22 protein-coding genes and 1 riboswitch are annotated in these 25657 nt (G+C 74.0%); of the genes, 8 read left to right on the forward strand and 14 right to left on the reverse strand.

What is annotated here, in order from left to right; translation table 11 throughout:
* Positions 1-253: 253 nt before the first annotated feature.
* Together LCH29_RS11765 and LCH29_RS11770 are read right to left on the reverse strand one after the other, a co-directional pair.
* Positions 254-1033, reverse strand: a complete 780-nt coding sequence (locus tag LCH29_RS11765; protein ID WP_446461630.1) for a hypothetical protein — start codon at positions 1031-1033, stop codon at positions 254-256.
* The gene (locus tag LCH29_RS11770) at positions 1033-1599 is read right to left on the reverse strand and encodes a SigE family RNA polymerase sigma factor (RefSeq protein ID WP_446461715.1); all 567 of its coding nucleotides are present in this window, start codon (positions 1597-1599) and stop codon (positions 1033-1035) included. The genes LCH29_RS11765 and LCH29_RS11770 overlap by 1 nt, the downstream gene beginning before the upstream one ends.
* A gap of 274 nt (positions 1600-1873) precedes the next feature.
* Here LCH29_RS11770 and LCH29_RS11775 point away from each other — a divergent pair, with 274 nt between their 5' ends.
* Both LCH29_RS11775 and LCH29_RS11780 read left to right on the forward strand, forming a co-directional pair.
* Positions 1874-2977, forward strand: coding sequence for an amidohydrolase family protein (locus tag LCH29_RS11775; RefSeq protein WP_446461631.1), 1104 nt, complete (start codon positions 1874-1876; stop codon positions 2975-2977).
* A gap of 253 nt (positions 2978-3230) precedes the next feature.
* Positions 3231-4133, forward strand: a complete 903-nt coding sequence (locus tag LCH29_RS11780; protein WP_446461632.1) for an SCO1860 family LAETG-anchored protein — start codon at positions 3231-3233, stop codon at positions 4131-4133.
* Between the two features lie 268 nt (positions 4134-4401).
* On the opposite strand, the gene cobC is transcribed toward LCH29_RS11780, so the two are convergent.
* From cobC to LCH29_RS11830, 10 genes are all read right to left on the reverse strand, one after another.
* The gene (gene cobC, locus LCH29_RS11785; protein WP_446461633.1) at positions 4402-5541 is read right to left on the reverse strand and encodes an Rv2231c family pyridoxal phosphate-dependent protein CobC; all 1140 of its coding nucleotides are present in this window, start codon (positions 5539-5541) and stop codon (positions 4402-4404) included.
* Positions 5501-6340, reverse strand: a complete 840-nt coding sequence (locus tag LCH29_RS11790; RefSeq protein WP_446461634.1) for a sirohydrochlorin chelatase — start codon at positions 6338-6340, stop codon at positions 5501-5503. Before LCH29_RS11790 ends, cobC begins: the two co-directional genes overlap by 41 nt.
* 64 nt (positions 6341-6404) lie before the next feature.
* On the reverse strand, positions 6405-6926 hold the full coding sequence (locus tag LCH29_RS11795; RefSeq protein WP_446461635.1) for a cobalamin biosynthesis protein: 522 nt from the start codon (positions 6924-6926) through the stop codon (positions 6405-6407).
* An 18-nt stretch (positions 6927-6944) separates the two neighbouring features.
* Complete coding sequence (locus tag LCH29_RS11800) at positions 6945-8375, reverse strand: cobyrinate a,c-diamide synthase (protein WP_446461636.1); 1431 nt, start codon at positions 8373-8375, stop codon at positions 6945-6947.
* A complete protein-coding gene (gene cobO, locus LCH29_RS11805) occupies positions 8369-8965 on the reverse strand; it encodes a cob(I)yrinic acid a,c-diamide adenosyltransferase (protein ID WP_063731950.1) in 597 nt (198 codons plus the stop codon). The genes LCH29_RS11800 and cobO overlap by 7 nt, the downstream gene beginning before the upstream one ends.
* Complete coding sequence (locus LCH29_RS11810) at positions 8965-11130, reverse strand: putative cobaltochelatase (RefSeq protein WP_446461637.1); 2166 nt, start codon at positions 11128-11130, stop codon at positions 8965-8967. Before LCH29_RS11810 ends, cobO begins: the two co-directional genes overlap by 1 nt.
* A 61-nt stretch (positions 11131-11191) precedes the next feature.
* Positions 11192-12724: a cobyric acid synthase gene (locus LCH29_RS11815; RefSeq protein WP_446461638.1), complete on the reverse strand. Its 1533-nt coding sequence runs from the start codon at positions 12722-12724 to the stop codon at positions 11192-11194.
* On the reverse strand, positions 12721-13704 hold the full coding sequence (locus LCH29_RS11820) for a cobalamin biosynthesis protein (RefSeq protein ID WP_446461639.1): 984 nt from the start codon (positions 13702-13704) through the stop codon (positions 12721-12723). Before LCH29_RS11820 ends, LCH29_RS11815 begins: the two co-directional genes overlap by 4 nt.
* A 110-nt stretch (positions 13705-13814) precedes the next feature.
* Positions 13815-14020, reverse strand: a riboswitch (cobalamin riboswitch).
* A gap of 130 nt (positions 14021-14150) precedes the next feature.
* Entirely contained in the window at positions 14151-14381 is a 231-nt protein-coding gene (locus LCH29_RS11825; protein ID WP_009718927.1) for a hypothetical protein, read from the reverse strand.
* 15 nt (positions 14382-14396) lie between these two features.
* Entirely contained in the window at positions 14397-15716 is a 1320-nt protein-coding gene (locus tag LCH29_RS11830; protein WP_446461640.1) for an inorganic phosphate transporter, read from the reverse strand.
* A 205-nt stretch (positions 15717-15921) separates the two neighbouring features.
* Here LCH29_RS11830 and LCH29_RS11835 point away from each other — a divergent pair, with 205 nt between their 5' ends.
* From LCH29_RS11835 to LCH29_RS11860, 6 genes are all read left to right on the forward strand, one after another.
* On the forward strand, positions 15922-16680 hold the full coding sequence (locus LCH29_RS11835; protein ID WP_446461641.1) for a class II aldolase/adducin family protein: 759 nt from the start codon (positions 15922-15924) through the stop codon (positions 16678-16680).
* 46 nt (positions 16681-16726) lie between these two features.
* On the forward strand, positions 16727-17857 hold the full coding sequence (locus tag LCH29_RS11840) for an alpha/beta hydrolase (protein WP_446461642.1): 1131 nt from the start codon (positions 16727-16729) through the stop codon (positions 17855-17857).
* A 315-nt stretch (positions 17858-18172) separates the two neighbouring features.
* Complete coding sequence (locus LCH29_RS11845) at positions 18173-19612, forward strand: hypothetical protein (RefSeq protein ID WP_446461643.1); 1440 nt, start codon at positions 18173-18175, stop codon at positions 19610-19612.
* 173 nt (positions 19613-19785) lie between these two features.
* Positions 19786-21384 carry an ABC-F family ATP-binding cassette domain-containing protein gene (locus LCH29_RS11850; RefSeq protein ID WP_446461644.1) on the forward strand — a complete coding sequence of 533 codons (1599 nt, stop codon included), beginning with the start codon at positions 19786-19788 and terminating at the stop codon, positions 21382-21384.
* Between the two features lie 368 nt (positions 21385-21752).
* Entirely contained in the window at positions 21753-21974 is a 222-nt protein-coding gene (locus LCH29_RS11855) for a helix-turn-helix domain-containing protein (RefSeq protein ID WP_009718933.1), read from the forward strand.
* Positions 21975-22103: 129 nt separating this feature from the next.
* Positions 22104-22883 carry an enoyl-CoA hydratase/isomerase family protein gene (locus tag LCH29_RS11860; protein ID WP_446461645.1) on the forward strand — a complete coding sequence of 260 codons (780 nt, stop codon included), beginning with the start codon at positions 22104-22106 and terminating at the stop codon, positions 22881-22883.
* Between the two features lie 11 nt (positions 22884-22894).
* On the opposite strand, the gene LCH29_RS11865 is transcribed toward LCH29_RS11860, so the two are convergent.
* Positions 22895-24013 carry an NAD(P)-dependent alcohol dehydrogenase gene (locus LCH29_RS11865; RefSeq protein ID WP_446461646.1) on the reverse strand — a complete coding sequence of 373 codons (1119 nt, stop codon included), beginning with the start codon at positions 24011-24013 and terminating at the stop codon, positions 22895-22897.
* Positions 24014-24090: 77 nt separating this feature from the next.
* A complete protein-coding gene (locus LCH29_RS11870; RefSeq protein WP_446461647.1) occupies positions 24091-25551 on the reverse strand; it encodes an aldehyde dehydrogenase family protein in 1461 nt (486 codons plus the stop codon).
* Positions 25552-25657 lie beyond the last annotated feature (106 nt).

Raw genomic sequence — 25657 nt, forward strand, 5'->3', positions numbered from 1 at the left:
CGGGGCGAAACGGTCGTCGTGTGGAGTGTGTCACATGTGCGTAACGAGGGCGTGATGGCGCCGAATTACCGTGTCCTGGACCACTAAAAAAAGTGCGTTTAGAGACCGGAAGAGCGGGAAGACGAGATGGGAAGATGTGCATGAAAAGCGCCCCGAATTTGTCTTCCGGTCTTCCGGAATTCATTCCACCGGGCTCGGCGCATCACTTCTCGCGCTGAACTCGCGACTGCTTGTACGGAACCTACCGCCGAACTCACCGGAAGTCGCCGCGTACGGCGAATGCGCCGGAGGGGCCGTTGCCGGAGGCGGAGTAGCGGTCCCGTCCGGCGTTCCGGCTGCCCTCGGCGTGGTTGTACTGCCCCGCGAAGACATGGCGCCCGGTCGGCACCGTGGCCCCCTTCCGGAGCGTCCAGCGGTAGACCAGCACCCCGCCCTCGGGGCGCACCGAGACGGCCAGGTCGTCCGCGGGCAGGGTGCTCCAGGATCCCGTGGTGCGCACCCCGCCGTTCTCGGCGACCCGCAGCTCCACCGTCAGCGACGTCAGGGGCTTGCTGTTGGTGAGCGTGACGTCACTCTGCGCCCAGTACGGGTTGGAGTTGGGGTTGATCGCCCCCCGCGAGCGCACCGCGGGATCGGCGAGATGGTTTGGACCGACCGAGGTGGGATATGCGCTCGGGGTGTGCCGCCCAGCCCCGTCCCCCGCGCCGCCGCCCGGCCGTCGCTCCGCACCTCCGCCCTCGCCCGCAGGTGGCCCGGCCGGTTCGCTCGACGTCCGTACCGTCTGCGGCCCGTCGGCGGTGTCGGTGGTCACCACCGCGATCCCGGCGGCCGCGACCGCCGCGGCCAGCCCCGCGGCCGGGCCCACCACGCGGGTCCACTGCCGGGCGGGGGTCCGGCGGACGCTCCGCCGCTCGCCCGCCGCCATGCCCGCCGTGACCCGGGCCAGCATCCGGGCCCGGTCCGGCTGGTGCGCCTCGGCGGCCTCGCGCAGCGCGGCGGCGACATCGCGCCGGTCGTCGCGATGGTCGATCATCAACCGTTCCCTCCTGGGTGCCCGGCATGACCCACACGGCCGGGGCGGAGCCCCCGCACCGTCTCCTGCGCGGCCGGCGCCGACGGCGGGGCCTGCGCCTCTGTGCCCGCCGCGGGCCGCTCGGTGTCGTCGTCGGGCGGGCCGAGCAGCCGCTCCAGCTCGGCGATGCCGCGGGAGGTCTGGCTCTTGACCGTGCCCACCGAGATGCCGAGCGTACGGGCCGTGTCCCGCTCCGAGAGGTCGAACGCGTGCCGCAGCACCACGCACGCCCGCTTCCGGAACGGCAGCCTCACCAGCGCGGCCTGCACGTCCACCACCGCGGACACATCCGGATCGTCCACCCGGTCCGAGCGCTCGGACGAGAAGAGCGCCACCCGCCGCCGCTCGCGCACCAGACTGCGGATCCGGGACCGGGCCAGGTTGGCGACCACGCCCCGGGCGTACGCGGCCGGATGCTCGGCGACCCGCACCCGGTCCCACCGGTGCCAGACCGCGACCAGCGCGTCGGCCGCCAGGTCGTCCGCCCCGTCGGAGCTGCCCAGCAGCAAGTGGGCGAGGCGGGCCAGCTCGGCATGGTGCCGCTCGAAGAACTCCCGGAACTCCGCCTGCGGGTCGGCCGCGGATAAGCCGTCCGCCGGTAAGCCGGACGCCGGTGTGGTGGCCGCGGCGGCCGGGCCGTCGGTAGGAGCGCTCACGCGGGCCTCCTCACTGTCCCTGCTGTCCCTCGTCCGGTGGGTTGCGTGAGCGTAGCAGCGCTCCCCGTGTTGTACGAGTGGAGCCCTTCCGCTTACCCGGAATTGGCCGGTCAGCGGCCGGCCGCCGTCTCGTACAGTGCGTGACATGAGGGAGAGCACGGTGCTGCGCATCAAGGGGCGGATCCTGGTCGGCCCGGAGGACGGGGACGCCGGTGGCGTCCGGGACGAGCTGTGGGTGGTCGACGGAAAGATCACCTTCGACCGGCCGGCCGGGGCCCGGGACGTCCGACGGCTGGACGGCTGGGTGCTGCCGGGGCTCGTCGACGCCCACTGCCACGTCGGCCTGGACGCCCACGGCGCGGTGGACGACGCGACGAGCGAGAAGCAGGCACTCACCGAACGCGACGCCGGGGCGCTGCTGCTGCGCGACGCCGGATCGCCGTCCGACACCCGCTGGGTCGACGACCGCGAGGACCTGCCCCGCATCATCCGGGCCGGTCGCCACATCGCCCGCACCAAGCGCTACATCCGCAACTACGCGCACGAGGTCGAACCGGAGGACCTGGTCGCCTACGTGGCGGCCGAGGCGCGCCGCGGCGACGGCTGGGTCAAGCTCGTCGGCGACTGGATCGACCGGGAGACCGGCGACCTGTCCGCCTGCTGGCCGCGCGGGGCGGTCGAGGCGGCCATCGCCGAGGCCCACCGGCTCGGGGCGCGGGTCACGGCGCACTGCTTCGCCGAGGAGACCCTCGCCCCGCTGGTCGAGGCCGGGATCGACTGCATCGAGCACGCGACCGGGCTGACCGAGGAGGCCATTCCGCTGTTCGCCGAGCGGGGCGTCGCCATCGTCCCGACCCTGGTCAACATCGCCACCTTCCCGCGCCTCGCGGAGGGCGGCGAGGCCAAGTTCCCCCGCTGGGCCGACCACATGCGACGGCTGCACGCGCGGCGCTACGACACGGTGCGCGCCGCCTGGGACGCGGGCATCCCCGTCTACACCGGCACCGACGCGGGCGGTTCGCTCGCGCACGGGCTGGTCGGCCAGGAGGTCGCCGAGCTGGTCAAGGCGGGCATCCCGGTACGGGACGCGCTGTCGGCGGCCACCTGGGGCGCCCGGGCCTGGCTGGGACGGCCGGGGATCACCGAAGGCGCCCCCGCCGACCTCGTGGTGTACGAGGCCGACCCGCGCGCCGACGTACGGGTGCTGACGGCGCCGCGGTGGGTGGTGCTGCGGGGCCGGGTGTTCTGAGCGGGACCCGGGGGACCTGGGGGCTCGGGGATACGTGGCGGGGTCCGGGGATACGTGGCCATCGAACGCTTCGGCGAACAACACCCTTTGGGATGAACGGACTTCATGTGTCTGCCTGTTTACCCTCGGTGCGCAAATATGGCGTGGTCGAGGCCGTCGGCGCCCGTGGAGTCCCCCGCGGCAGGCGCCGGCGGCTCCATGTCTCCTGTGGGGGTCTACTCACGTGTCCTTTTCACGCAATACCTTCTTCGGCATGCCCGCCCGCCGTGTGGCGGCCGTCTCCGCCGCCACCGCCGTCTCCGTCCTGGGCGTCCTGCCCGCGGGCACGGCGCACGCCCGGACCGGCGACACCACCGCCACCGGCAAGGCCGGCGCGGCCGTGCTCCGTACCGACCTGAGCGTCTCGCTCCTCAACAAGACCGTCACCGCACCGCTGGTGACCTCGCTGAACGAGGTGAAGGCGCCGCAGACCGCCAGCAAGACCGCGCTCAGCGCGACCGTGGCCGGCGTCAACGGCGACCGCCCCTTCAGCGTGCTGCGCGCCGACGTGGCCACCGCCCGCGCCGTCACGGAGAAGTCCCGCTCCGAGGGCTACTCCAACCTCGTCAACGCCAAGGTGAACGTGCCGGGGCTGCTCGCGGTGCCGCTCCTCACCGTGGAGCAGGTCACCTCGAAGGCCGTGTGCGCGGCCGGGAAGAAGCCGACCGCCGACTCCAACGTGCTCGGCACCGTCAGCGTGCTCGGCAAGAAGGTCACCCTGACCGCGGGCGCCTCCACCAAGGTGGACGTGCCCTCGCTCGGTCAGGTGACCCTGGATCTGTCGCGCACCTCCACCACCTCGCGCACCGCGGCGGCCACGGCGCTGTCGCTGAAGGTCTCGGTGAACCCGCTCAAGCTCAACGTCTCCGAGGTCGAGGGCCAGGTCACCCTGGCCCACGCCACCTGTGAGGCGCCCGTCGCCCCGGCCAAGGAGGAGGAGCCGGAGGTCGTGAACCAGACCAAGCCGGAGCCCAAGCCGGAGCACCTCGCCGAGACCGGCGGCAGCTCGGCCACCCCGTACCTGGTGGCAGGCGGCGCCGTGCTGCTCGCCGCGGGTGGCGGCGCGGTGTTCATGGCCCGCCGCCGGCGGGCCACCGGAACGCGCGGTGATGCGTAAGCACGACCCCACCTAGCAGCCGGTGCCGGCGGTCGACCCACCCCGACCTCCGGCACCGGCCTCAGGGGGTGTCTTGCCGATCATGCCGGGCTCCCGACGCCGCTGTGACATCAGCCGCTGCCGCGGCGGGCGGCACCTCGCGGCCCCGCGCTCGTCGCTCCCCAGCTACCGCTNGCTGATCCGGCCTGACCGACAAGACACCCCCTTGCCTGCCCGGTGCGGCTTACCCCGCCCGGGCAGGCCCCCAGACGGCGGTGTCCTGTGGGGTTCAGCCGTCCTGGAGGGCCTTGGCCAGGGCGATCACGAAGCGGTCCGTCGTATCGCGGTCGCGGACGGCCAGCCGCAGCCAGTCCGGGCCCAGGCCCGGGAACGTGTCGCCGCGGCGCACCGCGAAGCCGAGTTCGCGGAGGCGGGTGCGTATCGCCGCCGCGTCCGGCAGCCGGATCAGCAGGAACGGACCGGCCGCCGGACCGCACACCCGCAGCCCGGCCCCGGCGAACTCGCCCAGCCGCTCGGCCAGATAGGCGCGGTCGGCGGCGGACCGCTCGGCGGCCCGCGCCGCCTCGGCCAGCGCGTCGGGCGCACAGCACGCCTCGGCCGCGGCCAGGGCGGGGGTGGACACCGGCCACAGCGGCTGCACCCGCTCCAGCCCGGCGACGATCGCGGGGTCCGCCAGCACGTACCCGATGCGCAGGCCCGCCAGCCCCCAGGTCTTGGTGAGGCTGCGCAGCACGACCAGCCCCGGCACATCCATTCGGGAGGACAGCGACGCGGGCTCGCCCGGCACGGCGTCCATGAACGCCTCGTCCACCACCAGCGTCCGTCCGGGCCGCGCCAGTTCGGCGAGCGCGGCGGCCGGGTGCAGCACGGAGGTGGGGTTGGTGGGATTGCCGACCACCACCAGATCGGCGTCGTCCGGCACCGCCGCCGGGTCCAGCCGGAAGCCGTCCCGCTCGTCGAGCAACACCCGCTCCACCGTGTGCCCGGCGTCCCGCAACGCGGCCTCCGGCTCGGTGAACTGCGGATGCACCACCACCGGGCGCCGGGCCGGAAGGGCGCGGGCGATCAGCACGAACGCCTCCGCGGCCCCGGCCGTCAGCAGCACCCGGCCCTCGGGCACGCCATGGCACGCGGCCACCGCGGCGCGCGCCGCCCGCCCGTCGGGGTAGGCGGCCAGCCCGTCGAGGGACGCGGCGATGCGGTCCTTGAGCCAACGCGGCGGCGTACCGGCCCGGACGTTGACCGCGAGGTCCGTCAGCCCGGCATCGGCGCCGCGCACCTCCGCGTCCCCGTGATGCCGCAGGTCGAACCCGGGGACCGCACCACCGGCGGGCGTCTCAGCGGCCGGTATCTCAGCGGCTGGTATCTCAGCGGACATCGGCGTGGATGTCCGGGTGGGAGTGGGCATGGGCCGCCTCCGCTTCGAGCCGCGCCCGCTCGGGCACCCCGGCCATCTCCTCGTAGCGCTCCATGACCAGCTCCGCCAACTCCACGGTCGAGCCGATGACATCGGCGTACACCACGTCGGCCTCCGGATACGCGAGCTGCCAGCCCTCCGCCTGCTGCCGCACCCGCTCCAGCGCGTCGCCGCCGAAGAGGAAATACGGCAGCACCACGATCCGCTGCGCCCCGAGCCGCACACAGCGGTCCAGACCCGAGGGCACGTCCGGCGCGGCGAGCGAGGCGAACGCCGTCTCGACGCCCGCGAAACCGCGCCCCTCCCACAGCAGCCGGGCGGCCCGGTGCACCTCGGCGTTGCCCTCCGGCAGCGGCGACCCGTCGCCCACCAGCAGCACCGTCGTCCGCGCCCGGTCCGAGGGGGAGCGCCGACCGCCGCCCAGCGCCTCGTCCAGCCGCCGCTCCAGCACCCGCAGCAGCCGGTGGTCCGGGCCCAGCGGACGGCCGAAGACGAACGAGGCGTCCGCGTGCCGCTCCGCCTCCTGGGCGAGCGCGGCGGCGACCCCGTCTCTCGGATGCTCCACCGGGATCAGGCTGAGGGGCACGACGGCGAAACGCGTCACGCCCTCGCCGACGAGGCGGGTCACCGCATCGGACAGCGGGGGCGCGCCCGGCCCGGTGAGGCCGCCCGCCACGGGCAGATCCGGGTGCTGCGCGCCCAACTCCCGTACGAAATCGTGGAAGGCGCCGGCGCGCCTTTCGTCTCGGGTGCCGATGCCTGCGATGAGCAGCGCGGGCGGGGTCGTCACGAAGTCTCCTTGGTGCAGGGTGAAACGGGTCTCACGGTGCAAAGCGCAGTCTCGCCCCGAGACGTTACTGAGCGCCGTCGGGACACGCCACGGCAGGTCTTCGGCCGTTTTCGCAGGGGCCGCTTCGCGAGCGGCCGTCTTGAGGCGGGCCGTCCTGCGGGTGGCCGTCCCGCGGGCCACGGCGGGCGATCGCGCAGGTGGCCCGCGACGGTCCGCCCCCACCCGGCTCCGACACCCGCTTGGCGACGAGCAGTTCGCCTCCCGGCCCGGCGGCCAGCAGCGCGGCCGCCTCGGCCACACCGGGCGTCCCCACGGCGGTGAGGGCCGCCATGGACGGGTTCGGCACGTCGACGGCGGCCAGGGTCTCCGCCCCGTACCCGCGCAGCGGCACCCCGAGCCGCTCGGCCGCGGCCAGCAGCCCGGGCTCATCGGCCTTGGCCTCGACCGTCGCCAACTCGGCGACGCCGCCGGGCGTGAGGCCCGCCCCGGCGAGGGCCGCTCCCACCAGCCCGGTCACCTCGTCCACGGAGACCCCTCGCCGCGCGCCGACGCCGACCACCAGATCCGGCCGTTGGGGAGGGCGCACGTCAGGTCACCGCCCCCGTCACCCGGCGGCGGGCACACATCCGGCCACGAACCGGGCCGCCACACCGGGCACCGCCGCCCAGTGCACATGGAGATACGAGGCATGCACGTTTCCCGGTGCGAACCCTTCGGTGCGGCGCTGCGGATGGACGAGCCCCCAGGCGGGCGTCTGCCCGGCCCCCGGCTCGACGGTGGTGCGGTGGAACTCATGGCCCCGCACCCGGGTCCCCGCGGCGGCGAGGGACGTATCGGAAATGGCCACGGCCTCACGGTAGCCCAGCGTCAGCCGATCCGACATATGTGCCTCGGCGTCCACCACTCCGCACATCGGGAGCCCGTCCAGCGAGCGCGCCAGATACAGCAGCCCGGCGCACTCGGCGGCGAGGGGCGCACCGGTCGCCGCCAGCTTGGCGACCTCGGCGCGCAGCGGCTCGTTCGCGGACAGCTCCGGTGCGTACACCTCCGGGAAGCCGCCACCGATCACCAGCCCGCCGGTCCCGTCGGGGAGGCGCTCGTCCCGCAGCGGGTCGAACGGCACGACCCGCGCGCCGGCGGCGGTGAGCAGCTCGGTGTGCTCCGCGTAGGAGAAGGTGAAGGCGGCCCCGCCCGCCACGGCGACGACCGGCCGCCGGTCCTCCGGCAGGGGGCCCTCCGCGGCGGCCTCCGCGGCAGGCCCCAGCTCCGCCACCGGATCCCACACCGGTCCCGACAGGGGAGGCGCGCTGCCCGCCAGCGCCATCAGCCCGTCGAGATCGCACCCCTCCCGCACCCACGCGGCCAGCGCCGCGACCGCATCCGTGGCCTCCGCGCGCCGCTCGGCCACCGGCACCAGACCGAGATGACGGCTCGGCGTCCCGACCTCGCGCATCCGGCGCAGCGCGCCGAACACCGGCACCCCGGCGCCCTCCAGCGCCTCCCTCAGCATCGCCTCGTGCCGGTCGGACGCCACCTTGTTGAGGATCACCCCCGCGACCCGCACCTCCGGGTCCCAGGAGGCGAAGCCGTGCACCAGGGCCGCCACCGAACGCGACTGCGAGGACGCGTCGACCACCAGCACAACCGGCGCCCGCAGCACCTTGGCCACCTGCGCCGTCGACGCCAGCTCGCCCTGCCCGGCCGCCCCGTCGAACAGCCCCATCACGCCCTCGACCAGGGCCAGATCGCAGCCCTCCGCCCCGTGCAGGAACAGCGGCGCGATCCGGTCCGGACCGCACAGATAGGCGTCCAGGTTCCGCCCCGGCCGCCCGGCCCCGCCACCAGGCGCGCGGCCGCCACCGGCGGAGGAGACGGCCAGCGCGTGATAGCCAGGATCGATGTAGTCCGGGCCCACCTTGTGCGGGGACACGTCCAGACCGCGCTGGGCGAAGGCCGCCATCAGCCCCGCGGTGACGGTCGTCTTGCCGCTGCCGGAGGCGGGCGCGGCGACGACCAGTCGGGGAACTCTCACCACTCGATGCCTCGCTGGCCCTTCTGACCGGCGTCCATCGGGTGCTTGACCTTGGACATGTCGGTGACGAGGTCGGCGAAGTCCACCAGCGGCGCCGGTGCGTTCCGCCCGGTGATGACGACGTGCTGCGTACCCGGCCGGTCGCGCAGGACCGACACCACCTCCTCAGGATCCACCCAGCCCCAGTGCATGGGATACGCGAACTCGTCCAGCACATAGAGCCGGTATGTCTCCGCCGCGAGATCGCGCTTGACCTGTTCCCAGCCCTCGCGTGCGGCCTCCTCGCTGGAAGCCATGTCGCGCTGGACCCACGACCAGCCCTCGCCCATCTTGTGCCATGCGACGGTCCCCCCTTCGCCCGAGTCGCCGAGGACGCGCAGCGCACGCTCCTCGCCGACCTTCCATTTCGCGCTCTTTACGAACTGGAATACACCGACCGGCCAGTTCTGGTTCCACGCCCGCAGCGCCAGACCGAACGCGGCCGTCGACTTGCCCTTCCCCACGCCCGTGTGCACGAGCACGAGCGGCCGGTTGCGGCGCTGGCGGGTGGTCAGCCCGTCGTCGGGGACGACGGTCGGTTGTCCTTGCGGCATCAGGCTGCCCTCCGTGAGTTCTGTACCGTCCGTACATCGCGGACCAGCGCCGTCACGCTGTCCGCGCGCAGTTCGTCCAGGGTGACCGGGGTGCCCCGCAGATCGCGCGCGAGCGTGCCCGCCAAGCCGAGCCGCACCGGACCCGACTCGCAGTCGACCACCACCGAGGCGACCCCGTCGCCCGCGAGCAGCCGCGCCGCGCGCCCGGCCCGCTCCACCGGCGTGGACCCGTCGGACACCGCGGCCTTCTTCGACTCGGTGGCCCGCCCGTCGGTCACCACGACCAGCAGCGGACGGCGCGAGGGGTCCCGCAGCCGCTCCACCCGCAGCACCTCGCGGGCCTTCAACAGCCCCGCCGCGAGCGGGGTGCGGCCACCGGTCGGCAGCTGTTCCAGCCGGGCGGCGGCCGCGTCCACCGACGAGGTGGGCGGCAGCGCCAGCGCCGCGTCCGAACCCCGGAAGGTGACCAGGCCGACCTTGTCCCGCCGCTGATAGGCGTCCAGCAGCAGCGACAGCACCGCGCCCTTGATCGCGCCCATGCGCTTGCGGGCGGCCATCGACCCCGACGCGTCCACGACGAACAGCACGAGGTTGCCCTCCCGGCCCTCGCGCACCGCCTCCCGCAGATCGTCCCGGCGCACCAGCAGCCCCGGGCCGCGCCGCCCGCGGATGTGCTGGTGCGGGGCGGCGGCCCGTACGGTCGCCGCCAGGTGCAGCGAGGTCAGCGTCCCCTGGGGGCGGCGCGCACCGGCGGTGCGGCCGTGCGCGGTGCGGGCCCGCGACCGCCGCCCGGCCGCGCCCTCGCCCAGCCCCGGCACGTCGAGGCGCCGGGTGCGGAACGGCTCCGCGGCGCCCACGGCCGCCCGCTCGCCACCGCCGCCACCGGCCCCGCCGTCGTCTGCCTGGGACTCCGACTCCGCGGGCGCGGCGTCGGCGGACGACTCGGGTTCGGGCGACCGCTGCTCGGGGATGGACGGTTCGGGCCCGCCGGGCGGCGGCGCCTGCTCCTGCTCGCCCTCCTGCGGGCGGCCACCGCCGGGCCCGTCGGGGCCGTCCCCGCCGTCGGACCCTCCGCCCCCGCCTGGCCCGTCGGGGTCGTCATCGGGCCCCTCATCAGCATCAGAGGGTTCGGGCTCGGACTCCGGCTCCTCGTCCTCGAACTGCCGCAGCACCTCGTCCAGCTTGTCCTCGTCCAGCCCCGGCGCGTCGAACGGCGCCCGCCGACGCCGGTGGGGGAGCGACAGGAGCGCGGCCTGCCGTACGTCCTCGGTCCGTACGTCCGTCCGGCCCGCCCAGGCGGCCAGCGCCGTCGCCGTACGCGCCGTCACGATGTCCGCGCGCATCCCGTCCACCTCGAACGCCGCGCACACCGCGGCGATCTGCCGCAGCGCGCGGTCGCCCAGCCGGACGGCGGGCAGCAGGGCGCGCGCCGCCGCTATGCGGTCCCGCAGCTCGCCCTCCTCGCGCGCCCAGCGCGCGGCGAACCCGGCCGGGTCCTCGTCGTACGCCAGCCTTCGGCGCACCACCTCGACCCGCTCCTCGGTGTCCCGCGACGCCGTGACCTCGACGGTGAGCCCGAAGCGGTCCAGCAGCTGCGGCCGCAGCTCGCCCTCCTCCGGGTTCATGGTGCCCACCAGCAGGAAGCGCGCGGCGTGCCGTACGGAGACGCCCTCGCGCTCCACATAGGAGGCGCCCATGGCGGCCGCGTCGAGCAGCAGGTCGATCAGGTGGTCGTGCAGCAGGTTGACCTCGTCGACGTACAGCACCCCGCGGTGGGCGTCCGCGAGCAGCCCCGGCTCGAACGCCTTGACCCCGTCCGACAGCGCCCGCTCGATGTCCAGCGACCCGACGAGGCGGTCCTCGGACGCGCCGACCGGAAGCTCCACCATCCGCGCGGGGCGCGCGTCCCCGGGGGCGGTCTCGTGCGGCCCGTCCGGGCAGCCCGGGTCGGGCGCGGCGGGATCGCACGAGAAGCGGCACCCGGGCACGACGTCGACCGGCGGCAGCAGCGTGGACAGCGCGCGCACGGCCGTCGACTTGGCCGTGCCCTTCTCGCCGCGCACCAGCACCCCGCCCACGGCGGGCGAGACGGCGTTGAGGAGCAGGGCGAGCCGCATGTCGTCCATTCCGACGACCGCGGTGAACGGGTAGGCAGCGGTGGTCATGCTTCGGAACCTCCTACGGTGCGTGCGCGGTCGGTGCGTGCGGGCTCGCGTCTCGTCGTGCTCAATCCGTTCCTCCCGGCGCCCCGGGCGGCACGAAGGGCAGCCCGTCCGGTACGCCGTCCTCGATGAGCCTCAGCAGCGCGTCCGTGTCCGCGTGCTCCTCGATCAGATCGCCCAGCCGGTCGAGCTGCTCCTCGCGCAGCGCCCCGAAGCGGGTGTCCGGCGCGGGCACGAACGCCCGGCCCGCCGCCTCCGCGACCCGCCGCAGGAAGGCACGGCGGAAGCCGTCGCTCTCCAGCGAGCCGTGCCAGTGGGTGCCCCACACCGGGCCCACCCGGCAGCCGTCCAGGAAGGGTTCGTCGCCCCCGTGGAGCAGTTCGGCGACCCCGTGGTGGATCTCGTAGCCCGCCACCGGCTCGCCCAGTGCCTCGCCCACCGGCCGGGCCAGGGTCTTCTCGGCCGCGAAGCGGACCCGTACGGGCAGCAGCCCGAGGCCCTCGACCGTCCCGGCCTTCGACTCGACCTCGTCCTCGATCGCGTGGCCCAGCGCCTGGAAGCCGCCGCAGATCCCGAGCACCGGCCGCCCCTCCGCGGCCCGCCGCGCGATCGCGTCGGCGAGACCGCGTGTCCGCAGCCACTCCAGCGCCTTCACGGTGCCCCGGGTGCCCGGCAGCACCACCAGATCGGCGTCGGCCAGCTCCTCCGGCCGGTCCACGAAGCGCACGACCACGCCCGGCTCGGCGGCCAGCGCGTCCACGTCGGTGAAGTTGGACATCAGCGGTACGGCGGCCACCGCGACCCGCAGCACGTCCGCGCCGTACGGCGGTGCGACGACGCTCTCGCGCACCGTGCCGCGCAGCGAGACGCGCAGGCCGTCCTCCTCGTCGATGCCGAGGCCGTGCGCGTACGGCAGCACACCCACGGTCGGCCGTCCGGTGAGGTCGCGCAGCATGACCAGACCGGGTTCCAGCAGGCTCACATCACCGCGGAACTTGTTCACCACATAGGCGGCGATGTGCCGCTGGTCCTCGCGGGACAGCAGCGCGGTCGTACCGAAGAACGACGCGAAGACGCCGCCGCGGTCGATGTCGCCGACCACGACGACCGGCAGCCCCGCGGCCCGGGCGAGACCGAGGTTGACGATGTCGGTGCGGCGCAGATTGATCTCGGCCGGGCTGCCCGCGCCCTCGCAGATCACCGCGTCATGGGTGCGCCGCAGCTCGCTCAGGCAGTCGGTGACGGTCTCCAGCAGCCCTTCACGCCGCCGCTCGGAGTGGTAGCCGCGCGCGCTCATCTCGCCCACCGGCTTGCCGAGCAGCACCACCTGGCTGCTGCGGTCGCTGCCCGGCTTCAGCAGGACAGGGTTCATCAGGGCGCTCGGTTCGACGCGCGCGGCCGCGGCCTGCATCGCCTGGGCGCGCCCGATCTCGGCGCCCTCCCGGGTGACGAAGGAGTTGAGCGACATGTTCTGCGCCTTGAACGGGGCGACCCGGAGCCCTTTGCGCGCCAGCCAGCGGCATATGCCCGCGGTGACGACGCTCTTCCCGGCGTCCGAAGTCGTTCCCGCGACGAGCAGTCCGCCCCCCAGGGTCATCGGTTCACCCCTTCCTGATCGGCTCCGGAGCCCCGACCGGCTCCGGAGCGAGCCACGACGGTGGCGAGCAGGGCGAGCGCCGACACCCGCCGCGAGAGGCGGATCGCCCGCGGAATGTCGGCCGCCGCCACGGGGCGGCCGCCCGGGTTCAGCACCGGGCGGTGCTCGACCCGGCCCGCGTACGCCAGCGTCCCGCCCAGCCGGACCCCCAGCGCGCCCGCGAACGCCGCCTCCACCGGGCCCGCGTTGGGGCTCGGGTGGCGTCCGCCGTCCTCGCGCCAGGCGCGCCACGCGCCGCGCGGATCGGGCCCGGCGAGGGCGGCCAGGGCGGCGGTGAGCCGGGCGCCGGGCCAGCCCGCGACGTCGTCCAGCCGGGCCGCGGCCCAGCCGAACCGGCGGTAGCGGGCCGACTTGTGGCCCACCATGGCGTCCAGGGTGTTGACGGCGCGGAAGCCGACGAGCCCCGGCACCCCGGCCACGGCCCCCCACACCAGCGCGCCCACCACCGCGTCCGAGGTGTTCTCGGCCACCGACTCGACGATCGCCCGCGCGATCTGCTGCGCGTCCAGCGCCTGCGGATCGCGTCCGCACAGATGCGGCAGCCGCTCCCGCGCGGCGTCGACGTCCCCGGCGGCCAGCGCGTCACCGATGGCCCGGGCCTCCCGCACCAGCGAGGTGCCGCCCAGCACGGCCCAGGTGGCGGCGGCGGTCAGCGCGGCATCGGCCGTCGTACGGCGGCGGCCCGTGAAGCCGCGTACGGTACGCGCCAGCAGCGCGGCACCGGCGGCCGCGCCGCCCGCGCACAGCGCGGTGTGCAGGGCCCCGGAACCGCGGTGATCGCGCCACAGCCGTCGCTCGACGGCCGCGGCGGCGCGTCCGAACGCGGCCACCGGATGGCCGCGGCGCGGATCGCCTACGGCGAGGTCGCCGAGGAAGCCGAGTGCGGCGCCGCACGCGTACGAGGCGTGGTCGGCACGCATCCTTCAGACCGCCGTCATGCCTCTGCGGCGGGGCACACGAACAGGGGGAGCTGACGGCGTGGCAGTGCCGGGCATGGCGGTATGTCCTCACTCAGGGTCCGCGCCCTGGCTCGACGTGACCGGCGGTGAGAGTCTCCTGGCTCCCGGATCCGCGGCTCTCCCGGTCTTCCAGCCCTCCTGGCGTACGGACGGCCGTGACCCCTTGCGGTGAGGGGAGAGCGCTCCCCGGTGACAGTGGCGGGACCGCGCCGGATTCTCACCGGCTTCCTCTCCTGCCGCCGTTTGGCTCGGGAAGTCCACCATGGGGCGCGAATGGCCGTCAACTCGCATTTGACCTGCGATGCCAGAGTGTGCCGAGATCCACAGGGCCCCCGTGGGAACGACCGCGGGGCGGTGGGCGCCGAACAGCGCCCACCGCCCCGCGGCTTGCGTGGCCTCCGTTGGTTTCAGGCCACGATCAGATAGATGCCGTACGCCACCACCGCGGCGCACAGCGCGAAACAGGCGTACGCGCCGGTGCGCGCAACCGGGGACGCGCCGCCCGCGGCGGCCTGGGGCTGCGGCTGCGCCGTACGGGAGGTGCCGATGATGCCCAGGGTGAAGACCCCTACGACGCCGACCGTCACCGCGAGGCTGACGCCGAAGACCTGGCCGAGGGCCGCCCAGTCGATGTGCATTGCGTGTGCTCCCTGTCAGCTGGTGGAACGGGATCCCGCGGTGGCGGGGGTCGGGGCGGATTCGGACGAGGCGTCCCCGGTGGACGTCGAGTCCGAGGTGTTCTTCGAGGCGTCTGCGGCATCCGTGCCGCCGGTGCCGTCAGAAGAGGCCGACGTGTTCTTTCCGGCGGGCGGCGGGGCCACCGACCGCACGGCGGCGGTGACGACACCGACCGGCTCGGCGGAATCCGCACCCGGCTCGTTGACGTTGGTGGCGTCCACCGGCTTGCGGCGCGACAGCACCCAGATGACACCGCAGCCCACCACCGCGAGGACGGCGACCGCGGCGATGCCCCCGTTGCCCTGGTCGGCCAGCAGTGCCGCGGCGGCGGCCACCAGACCGGCGGCCGGCAGGGTCAGCGCCCACGCGGCGACCATGCGGCCCGCGGTCGACCAGCGCACCACACCGCCCTTGCGGCCGACGCCCGCACCCATGACGGCACCCGAGCAGACCTGCGTGGTGGACAGCGCGAAGCCGATGTGGGACGAGGCCAGGATGACGGTCGCGGCGCCGGTCTGGGCGGCGAAGCCCTGCGGCGGCTGGATGTCCGTGATGCCCTTGCCCATGGTCCGGATGATGCGCCAGCCACCCAGGTAGGTGCCGAGCGCGATCGCGAGACCGGCGGAGACGATCACCCACATGGGCGGGTCGGCGTCCGGCGCGATGACGCCGCCGGTGACCAGCGCGAGGGTGATGACGCCCATCGTCTTCTGGGCGTCGTTGGTGCCGTGCGCCAGGGAGACCAGAGCGGCCGAGGCGATCTGCCCGGCGCGGTAGCCCTTCGCGGTGTCCTCCGCGGCCCGGTTGTGGGCCAGCCGGTACGTGAGCCGGGTGGCGGCCACCGTGGCGATGCCCGCCACGACCGGCGCGGCCACGGCCGGGATGAGGACCTTCATGACGATCGCGTCGCCGTTGACCCCGTCCATGCCGACGGAGACCACGGTGGCGCCGATGAGGCCGCCGAAGAGGGCGTGCGAGGAACTGGACGGGAGACCGGCCAGCCAGGTCACCAGGTTCCAGAGGATCGCGCCGACGAGCCCCGCGAAGATTACTTCGGGCTGGATGCCGGAGCCCTCGTCGATGATTCCGCCGGAGATGGTCTTGGCGACCTCCACGGACAGGAAGGCGCCGACGAGGTTGAGGACTGCCGACATCGCCACCGCGACCCGGGGACCGAGCGCTCCGGTGGAGATGGTGGTGGCCATGGCGTTGGCCGTGTCGTGGAAGCCGTTCGTGAAGTCGAACACCAAGGCCGTGACGATCACGATCCCGATGAGAAGCGTGATGTGTTCCATACACCCGGTCAATCAGTTCGGAGGGCTGTCAGTGCACGGTGAACGTAAGGAAACTGGGTGAACGGAAGATGAACTGAGGCGGGCTTCACGGTGACACGGGCACACGGGTGTGAGAACGGCTGGTTTTCGACCGTACTCCCTTTCGCCATACGGGATTTGGTGTCCGTACATCGAGGCGGTGTAACCGCTCCGCTCCGGCGCCCGTATGGAAGGATCGCGCCCGGAGGTGAGGCCCGTGACGGAGCCGCGATCGGCACGACGGCCACAGCCGAGGCTGACCCAGCCCCTGCGGCAGGCGTGGACGCAGGTGGTGCGGACGGCCCGCAGAACCACCGCCGACGGGCTCGTCGTCGGCACCTCGGGCAATGTGTCGGCCCGCGTCGGCGACACCGTCCTGGTGACCCCGAGCGGCGTCCCCTACGACCGGCTCGGCCCGCGTGACGTGGTCGGCGTGGACCTCGACGGCCGACAGGTGCTGGGCACGCTCGCGCCCACCAGTGAGCTGCCCATGCACCTCGCCGTCTACCGTCACACGGACGATGCCGCGGCCATCGTCCACACCCATGCCGTTCACGCCACCGCCGTCTCCACGCTGGTCGACGAGCTCCCCGCGATCCACTACATGACCGCCGCCCTCGGCGGGCCGGTCCGGGTCGCCGGCTACGCGCTCTACGGCACCGATGAATTGGCCGAAAACATGCTGTCCGCGCTGCGCGACCGCTCCGGCTGTCTGCTGCGCAACCACGGCACCCTCGTATACGGCGCGACGCTGGACCAGGCCTACGACCGCACCGCCCAGCTCGAATGGATGTGTCAGGTCTGGCTGGCCGCGGCCGCGGTCCCCGGGCGCACCCCCACCCTCATCCCGCCCGCCGAGCTGGACCGCGCAGCGGCCAAGCTCAGCGGTTACGGCCAGTCACGGGACGGCGGTACGGAGGGCGGCGCTCCGGGCGTCCCGAAATAGCCCCTTCCGCTGGCCGCCGCGCGGCCGCCCGCCCACACTGGGAGGGATGCGTGTGCGGACAACGGCGGTCGCTGCCGCCACCACTCTGCTCGGTGTCGGCGCGGCCGCGGTGGCGGCGGGCCGGTACGTCACCGACGCTGCGCTCAAACCGGCCCCCGACCGGCCGCTGCCGAACGAGCCGCCACTCACGGTGCACGCCATGGACGACGACGGGCGGATCACCCTCACCCGTTCGCTCGCCTCGCTGCGCCCCGGCACCTACGGTCTCGTCGGCCGGGCCTGCCACGCCGTCGTCGGCCCGGTGGACGACGACGTTCCGCACCCCGCCGACTGCGTCGTACGCCGCCTGGAGCGGGTGACGCACGGCACCCTCGGCACGGGCACCCGGGTGCGGCTCACCCCGCAGGTGCACCTCGGCAACCCCAGGGACGCGCTCGGCCTCGAGCACGCCGATGTCGACATTCCCGGCGAACTCGGTCCGCTGCCCGCCTGGTTCCTGCCCGGCGAGCGCACCACCTGGGTCATCACCACCCATGGCCTCGGCACCACCCGGGAACACCCCATGGTCGTCATGCCGATGCTGCACCGGATGCGGATCCCGGTGCTCGACCTCGCGTACCGCGGCGACCCCGGCGCCCCGCGCCCGCCCGACGGCATCAGCCACCTCGGCGACACGGAGTGGCGCGACCTCGACGCCGCCATCCGCTACGCGGTCCGCTACGGGGCGGAGAGCGTCGTCCTGCACGGCTGGTCCACCGGCGCCTCCATGGCCCTGCACGCGGCCGCCAACTCCGCACTGCGGCACCGGCTCAGCGGCATCGTCCTGGACTCCCCGGTGCTCGACTGGCGGGCCACCCTGCGCGCCCTCGCCGCGGCGCGCCGCACCCCCGCCGCCCTGCTCCCGCTCGCCGTACGGGCCGCGGAAGGGCGCACCGGGCTCCACGACAGCAAGCTCGCGGAGGCGGCCGACCCCGAGAGCCTGCCGGTGCCCACGCTCATCGTGCACGGCCCCGGCGACACCCTCGCGCCCTGGGGCGCCTCCCGTGAACTCGCCGCCGCCCGGCCCGAGCTGGTCACCCTTCATCCGGTGCGACACGCGCCGCACGCCGCGATGTGGAACGCCGACCCCCGGGGGTACGAGGAGGCGCTGCGCCGGTTCCTCACGCCTCTCATCTAGGGGGTGTCTTGTCGATCAGGCCGGATCAGCGAGCGGCGTCAGGGGGCACCTCCCAGCGGTAGGTGGGGGAGCGGTAGCTCGCAAGTCGCGTGAGGAGAGCGCGGGGGGCACCGCCCAGCGGTAGCTGGGGGAGCGACGAGCGCGGGGCCGCGAGGTGCCGTGCCAGGCCACACCCCAGTCAGCCGCGTCACCAACCTCCCCGGACAGCACACCTAGGGCCTCCGGCGGGCCCGGCTACCCATCGGAATCCGGCCGCGGCGACCGCCGGACGGGTGCCGATTGGGCTTTCGGGCCGTCAACGGCGAGACTGCTTCTGTGACGTCCCGTACTCCGCGCGACTCCCGGCTCCGACTCGTCCGCCAGCGGCCGATGGCCACCGCGCCGCGGCCCGCGCCGAACCGCTCCCGGCCGGCGCCACGCCCGCCGGAGGGCACGCCGCCCCGGCCGGAATTGGCCCGGCAGGCCCGTGCGGGGCTTGTCGGGGCCGTGGAGGTGGCGCGCTGGGCCGCGGGCGAGGACGACTCGCTCGGCGCCCTCTCCGACGAGGCGACCGCCCGCGCCGCCGCGGCGCTCGGGCGCAGCCCCGAGGAGGTGCGCGCCGACTGGGACCGGGCCCGGCTCGTCGGGCTCGTCGACCTGCACGGCGGCACCGCCCGCCCCGGCTGGCGGCTCCAGGCCTGGGACCGCGACGACAGCGCGGTGCTGCGCGGCTGGGTCGCGCTGCTCGACGCCTGGTCGCTGGCCACCCCCGCGCCGGAGACCGCCGAGCCCGCGGCCGTCGCCGAGGTGGTCGAGGCCGTACCGCAGCTGCTCCCCCTGCTCCAGCTGTCCGCGGGCCCGGTGCAGATCTCCACGCTGCTGGACATGCTGCGCAAGCGGGTCGCGGAGCTGCGCACCGAGCGCTGCGAGGTGCCGTACGGGGTGGCCGCACCGGTCGACGGCGATGCCCCCGCCGACCCCGCCGCGCGCCCGGACCCGGCCGACCCCGGGACCGCGCACGGGGAGCGGGCGGAGGGCGCCGAGGAGGACGACGACGCGCTGGAGGGCCTGCTCGGCTGGGCCCTGGACGCGCTCGCCTCGGTCGGGGCGCTCACCGTCCTCGAAGGCGACGCCGTCCTCACCGCGCTCGGCAGCTGGGCGGTGTGGGTCAAGCTGGAGCAGATCTGCGTGGCCGCCCAGAGCCCCGCCGGGAACATCGAGCACCCCGCCGCCGACATGCTGCGCGGCTGCGCGGGCCTCACCCCCGGCCCGGCCCGCGCCGAGTACCGGGCCTGGCTCGCCGCCCGCCCGATCGGCAGCGCCATCACCGAGCTACTGGACGCCGCGCGCGGCGACGACGCGCTGCTGCGCGGGCTCGCGTTCGAGGCGCTGCGGGTCGCCGGGGCACCCGCCGAGCCCGCGGTGCGGGCCGTCGTGGACGAATCGTGCCTGCGGCCGTACGCGCTGCTGTGGCTCGCCGAGCACGAGGGCGCCGACCCCGAGGACGCGCTGGACGTGCTCACCCGCGAGGAGGCCACCTGGCTGTGGGTGGACACCGCCGCGGCCATCTCCGACCACGGCGAGAGCCCGCTGCTGGTGCGCCACCTGGAGTCTGCGGTGCAGGGCACGGTGCCCGCGCTGCTGGCGGAGGTGCGGGCCGTCGGCCACCCCCGGACGGTGCAGGTGCTGGTGGCGCTGGCCGCCGCCCACCCCGACCCGGCCCTCGCCAAGGCGGTGCGCCGGGCGGCCTTCCAGGTCCACACGGGCGGCGTCTGAGAGGCCCCGCGGACGGGGCCCAGGGAGACGGGGAGCTTCCGGACCCCAGGGAAAAACCGGTTGCCCGCACCGCTAAACTAGCCGCATGGCAATTCTCCTCGTGCATTAGACGGCGTCGGCCCCGCCCGCTGGTCTGTCCCGTCCGCCGCCCATTCTGCCCAGGAGTAATTCCCGTGATCACCGCATCCGGCGTCGAGCTGCGTGCCGGCGCCCGTGTTCTGATCGAGTCCGCCTCCTTCCGCATCGCCAAGGGCGACCGCATCGGCCTCGTCGGCCGCAACGGCGCCGGGAAGACCACCCTCACCAAGTGCCTGGCGGGCGAGGGCATCCCGGCCGGCGGCAGCATCACGCGCTCCGGCCAGGTCGGCTATCTGCCGCAGGACCCGCGCACCGGCGACCTCGACGTCCTCGCGCGCGACCGCATCCTCTCCGCCCGCGACCTCGACTCCGTGCTGCGCAAGATGCGCGAGAACGAGGACCGCATGGCCAACGGCAAGGGCGCCACCCGCGAGCGCGCGATGAAGAAGTACGAGCGCCTGGAGACGGAGTTCCTGACCAAGGGCGGCTACGCGGCCGAGGCGGAGGCCGCGACCATCGCGGCCAGCCTGGGCCTGCCGGACCGGGTGCTCGGCCAGCCGCTGCACACCCTCTCCGGCGGTCAGCGGCGCCGCGTCGAGCTGGCCCGGATCCTGTTCTCGGACTCCGACATCCTGCTGCTGGACGAGCCGACGAACCACCTCGATGCCGACTCCATCATCTGGCTGCGGGACTACCTGAAGACCTACAGCGGCGGCTTCATCGTCATCTCCCACGACGTCGACCTCATGGAGACGGTCGTCAACAAGGTCTTCTACCTGGACGCCAACCGCTCGCAGATCGACATCTACAACATGGGCTGGAAGCTCTACCAGGCCCAGCGCGAGTCCGACGAGAAGCGCCGCAAGCGCGAGCGCGCCAACGCCGAGAAGAAGGCCGCCGCGCTGAACTCGCAGGCCGACAAGATGCGCGCCAAGGCCACCAAGACGGTCGCCGCGCAGAACATGGCCCGGCGCGCCGAGAAGCTGCTCTCCGGGCTGGAGGAGGTGCGCCAGTCCGACAAGGTCGCCAAGCTGCGCTTCCCGGACCCGGCCCCGTGCGGCAAGACCCCGCTGACCGCCGCGGGCCTGTCGAAGTCGTACGGGTCCCTGGAGATCTTCACCGATGTCGACCTGGCCGTCGACAAGGGCTCCCGGGTCGTCATCCTGGGCCTCAACGGCGCGGGCAAGACCACCCTGCTGCGGCTGCTGGCCGGGGTCGAGAGGCCGGACACCGGCGAGGTGACGCCCGGCCACGGGCTGAAGCTCGGCTACTACGCGCAGGAGCACGAGACGCTCGACCCGGACCGCACCGTCCTGGAGAACATGCGCTCGGCCGCGCCCGACCTCGACCTGGTCGACATCCGCAAGACGCTCGGCTCGTTCCTGTTCTCCGGCGACGACGTGGACAAGCCCGCCGGGGTGCTCTCCGGCGGTGAGAAGACCCGGCTCGCGCTGGCCACCCTGGTCGTCTCCTCGGCCAACGTCCTGCTGCTCGACGAGCCCACCAACAACCTCGACCCGGCCAGCCGCGAGGAGATCCTCGGCGCGCTGCGCACCTTCACCGGCGCTGTGGTGCTGGTGACCCACGACGAGGGCGCGGTGGACGCCCTCCAGCCGGAGCGGATCATTCTGCTGCCGGACGGGATCGAGGACCTGTGGGGCGAGGACTACGCGGATCTGGTCGCGCTGGCCTGACCTCCGGGCGTCGGGCTCCGGCCTGATTCCCCCAACCATGGCCTCGTAGATCATTCGGCCTAGGCGTGATCCGTCATCTGAGTGAGAACGGCTGGTATCGCGGCGCGCCGCCCACGACCGGCGCACGGCACGTGCCGCGCGCCGGTCGCTCTCCGTCCAACCTCTGGCACATAGGTCCTGACCTGCCCTTTCTTCGCGGATCAAGAAAGACTGGCAGGGCGTAAGCCGCCGGAATTCTGGAATCCGAAGGCTCGTATGGCGCCATTTCTCGGAATCCTTCCTCCACAGGTCTTGCCGAATGGGTGGCCAGGAAGCCGCCTAGGGGTGATCATGAGAGTCCAGAGCGCACTTCCCATGAGGAGGCACGGGTGGCCGAGACTCTGAAGAAGGGCAGCCGGGTGACCGGCGCCGCGCGCGAAAAGCTCGCGGCAGACCTGAAGAAGAAGTACGACTCCGGTGCGAGCATCCGGGCGCTGGCCGAGGAGACCGGCCGTTCCTACGGATTCGTCCACCGGATGCTCAGCGAATCAGGAGTGTCCCTACGTGGTCGCGGTGGCGCGACGCGAGGCAAGAAGGCCGCATCGGCCTGATCGCGCGTCTCGCGTCCGCGGTTCGTCACCGGAAGCAGGTGTGGACAGTGCCACCCGGTTGATCGTCCGTTCGACCGGGTGGTTACTGTGCAGTCACTTGTACTGACTGCGGCCGACCGGAGGCTTCCTGTGACCCTGCTCGACAAGGACGGCGTATCGCTCACCGTCGATGACGCGGTCGCCACGGTGACCCTGACCAATCCGGCCAAGCGCAACGCCCAGTCGCCCGCGTTGTGGCGGGCGCTGGCCGAGGCGGGGTCGCTGCTGCCCGGCAGCGTGCGGGTGGTGGTGCTGCGCGCCGAGGGCGTGTCCTTCTCGGCGGGGCTCGACCGGCAGGCGTTCACCCCCGAGGGTTTCGACGGCGAGCCGTCCTTCCCGGAGATGGCCCGCCGCCCGGACGTCGAGCTGGACGGGATCATCGCCGCCTACCAGGACGCGTTCACCTGGTGGCGGCGCAACGACATCGTGTCCATCGCCGCGGTGCAGGGCCATGCGATCGGCGCGGGCTTTCAGCTCGCCCTCGCCTGTGACCTGCGGGTGTGCGCGGAGGACGCGCAGTTCGCGATGCGCGAGACCAGCCTCGGGCTGGTGCCCGACCTGACCGGCACCCATCCGCTGGTCGGGCTCGTGGGGTACGCCCGGGCGCTGGAGATCTGCGCGACCGGGCGCTCCGTCCACGCCGAGGAGGCCGAGCGCACCGGTCTCGCCAACCTCGTGGTGCCCGCCGCCGAGCTGGACGGCGCGGTCCAGGACCTGGCCGCGGCCCTGCTCGCCGCCCCCCGCGACGCGGTGGTCGAGACCAAGGCGCTGCTGCGGGGCGCGGCGGACCGTACGTACGACGAGCAGCGCGCCGCCGAGCGCGCCGCCCAGGCTCGCCGCATCCGCGACCTCGCCGGTGTGGCCGACTAGTTCACCGCCGTTCACGCGTCCTCGAAGGTCAGCACCGGCTTGATCGTGGTGCCCGCCGTCATGTCCGCCGCAGCCTCCTCGATCCGGGCGAACGGATAGGTCCGGATCAGCTGGTCCACGGGCAGCCGACCCTGCTGGTGGAGGGCGACCATCAGCGGTATCAGCTGCTCCGGTTCGCTGTCGCCGAGCGTGACGCCGGTGATGCGGCGGCCCGGAAGCATGCTGTTGACGTCGACCGCGACCTCGGTGCCCATGGGCGGTGCCCCGATGACCGCGACCTCGCCCCGGGGTGCGAGCGCGTCGATGGCGGTGCGCAGGACGCCGGGGTGGCCCGTGGTCTCCAGGGCGCAGTCGACGCCGAGGCCGTCCGTCAGCTCGACCAGGGCGGCCGCGGTGTCCTCCTCCGAGGCGTCGATCACGGCCGTGGCGCCCAGCTTCCGGGCCAGCGCCAGCCGCGGGGCGAGCCGGTCGACGGCGATCACCTGCCGGACCGGGCCGAGTACGGCGGCCATCAGGGCGGCGAGCCCGACCGCGCCGGTGCCGAAGACCGCGATCGTGCTGCCGGGCCGGGGCCGCAGGACGTTCAGGACGGCGCCGACCCCGGTCTGGATGCCGCAGCCGAAGGGGGCGAGGGTGGTGAGGGGGATGTCCGCCGGGACCCGGACCACGCTGCGCTCGTCCACCAGCGCGTGCGTCGCGAAGGACGACTGGCCGAAGAAGTGGCCGCCCAGCCCTCCGGCCCCGGAAGCGGAACGCAGGGTCGCGGTGCCGTCGCCGCGGGTGCCCCCGAGGAGGTTGAGCGGCAGCCAGGAGGCGCAGTAGGCGGGGTGGCCGTCGCGGCAGGTGCCGCACGTACCGCACGAGGTGAAGGTCAGGACGACATGGTCGCCCGGCCGCACCCGGCCGACCCATGATCCGACCCGCTCCACGACGCCCGCGCCCTCGTGGCCGAGGACGCCGGGGAGAGGGAAGGGCAGATGGCCGTCGCGCACGGTCAGATCGGTGTGGCAGACCCCGGCGGCGGCCAGCCGGACCACGACCTCGTCCGGCCGGGGCTCGTCCAGGGTGATCCGCTCCAGGGAGAAGGGGGCGCCGGGCTTGTTCACCACGGCGGCGAGGGTTTCGGGCATCGTGGAATCTCCGTGGCTCGGAACGGCTCGGAACGGCTCGGAACGGCTCGGAACGGCTCGGAACAGCTCGGAAGGGCTCAGAACGGGTAGCGCGCGGTATCGCCGCGCAGGGTCAGCCACTGCGTCTCGGTGAAGGCGTCGAGATTGGCCCGGGCGCCGCCCACCCGGCCGAAACCGGACGCGGCAAGGCCGCCGAAGGGCGCGTTCGGATCGTCGTTGACCGTCTGGTCGTTGATGTGGACCATTCCGCTGGGAATCCGCTCGGCCAGCGCGAGCCCGCGCGCGGTGTCGGCGGTGAGGATGCCCAGGCTCAGCCCGTACGGGGAGTCGGCGGCGAGCGCCGCGGCCTCGTCGTCGTCCCGGTACGGACGTACGCACGCGACCGGGCCGAACACCTCCTCGTCCCAGGCGGGCACGGAGGGGCCGCAGTCGGCCAGCACCGTGGGCCGGTAGAACCGCCCCCGGTGGGTGCCGCCGGTGACCACCCGGGCGCCCGCGGCCACACTGCGCTCGACGACGTCCACGACATGGCCGAGCTGCCGGTCGTCGATGAGCGGGCCGAGGGCGACCGGCTCGCGGAAGGGGTCGCCGACGGTGAGCTGCTCGGCCTTCTTGGCGAGCAGGCCGAGGTACTCCTCGTACCGCGACTCGTGCACCAGATGACGGCCGACCGCCATGCAGATCTGCCCCTGGTGGAGGAAGTTCCCCCAGGCCCCGCAGGACGCGGCGGCCTCCATGTCCGCGTCGTCCAGCACGATCAGGGCGCTGTTGCCGCCCAGCTCCAGATGGGCCCGGGTCAGCTGCTCGGAGGCCAGCGCCCCGACCGCGCGGCCCGCGGCGGTGGAGCCGGTGAACGACACGACCCGCACCGCCGGGTCGCGGACGATCGCCGCTCCGACGTCCGCGCCGCCCGGCAGGCAGTGCAGCAGCCCCGCGGGCAGCCCGGCCTCCTCGAAGACGCGGGCGAGCACCACCCCGCCGGACACCGGGGTGCGCGGATCGGGCTTGAGGAGGACGGCGTTGCCGAGCGCGAGCGCCGGGGCGATCGAGCGGATGGACAGGATCAGCGGGAAGTTGAACGGCGAGATCACGCCGACCACCCCGACCGGGATCCGGCGCGCCATGCTCAGCCGCGGCTGCGTCGAGGGCAGCAGCTCACCGGTGGGCGCCGCGGGCAGGGCGGCGGCCTCCTCGCATTCCGCGGCGGCGACCGCCACCTCCAGGGCGGCCTTCGCCCGTGACGATCCGGCCTCCCGCACGATCCAGTCGGCGATCTCGTCGGCGTGGCTCCGGAAGGCGTCGGCCGCGCGCCGCAGGGCCGCGGCCCGCTCGGGGAAGGGAGCCGCGGCCCAGGCGCGCCCCGCGGCCGCCGCGGTGCGGGCCGCGGGGGCGACGTCCGCCTCGGTGGCCCGGCCGACGGAGCCGAGGTGCTGCCCGGTCGCGGGCTCGGTGATGTCGATGGTGCCGGGCCGCGCCGGGAGGTCCCAGCCGCCGGTGAAGATCCTGTCCGCCCAGTCGGCGGTGGAGAGCAGGCTCATCGCGGACTCCTCAATGTTCAGGAATCCTGATGATGCGCCTCGGGGGAGGGCGCGACAAGGCCCGGGACGTACACATTTCAAGAACTTTGCGCTCGAAAGCCCGCAG

It is taken from the genome of Streptomyces sp. BRA346 (genome assembly GCF_052851135.1).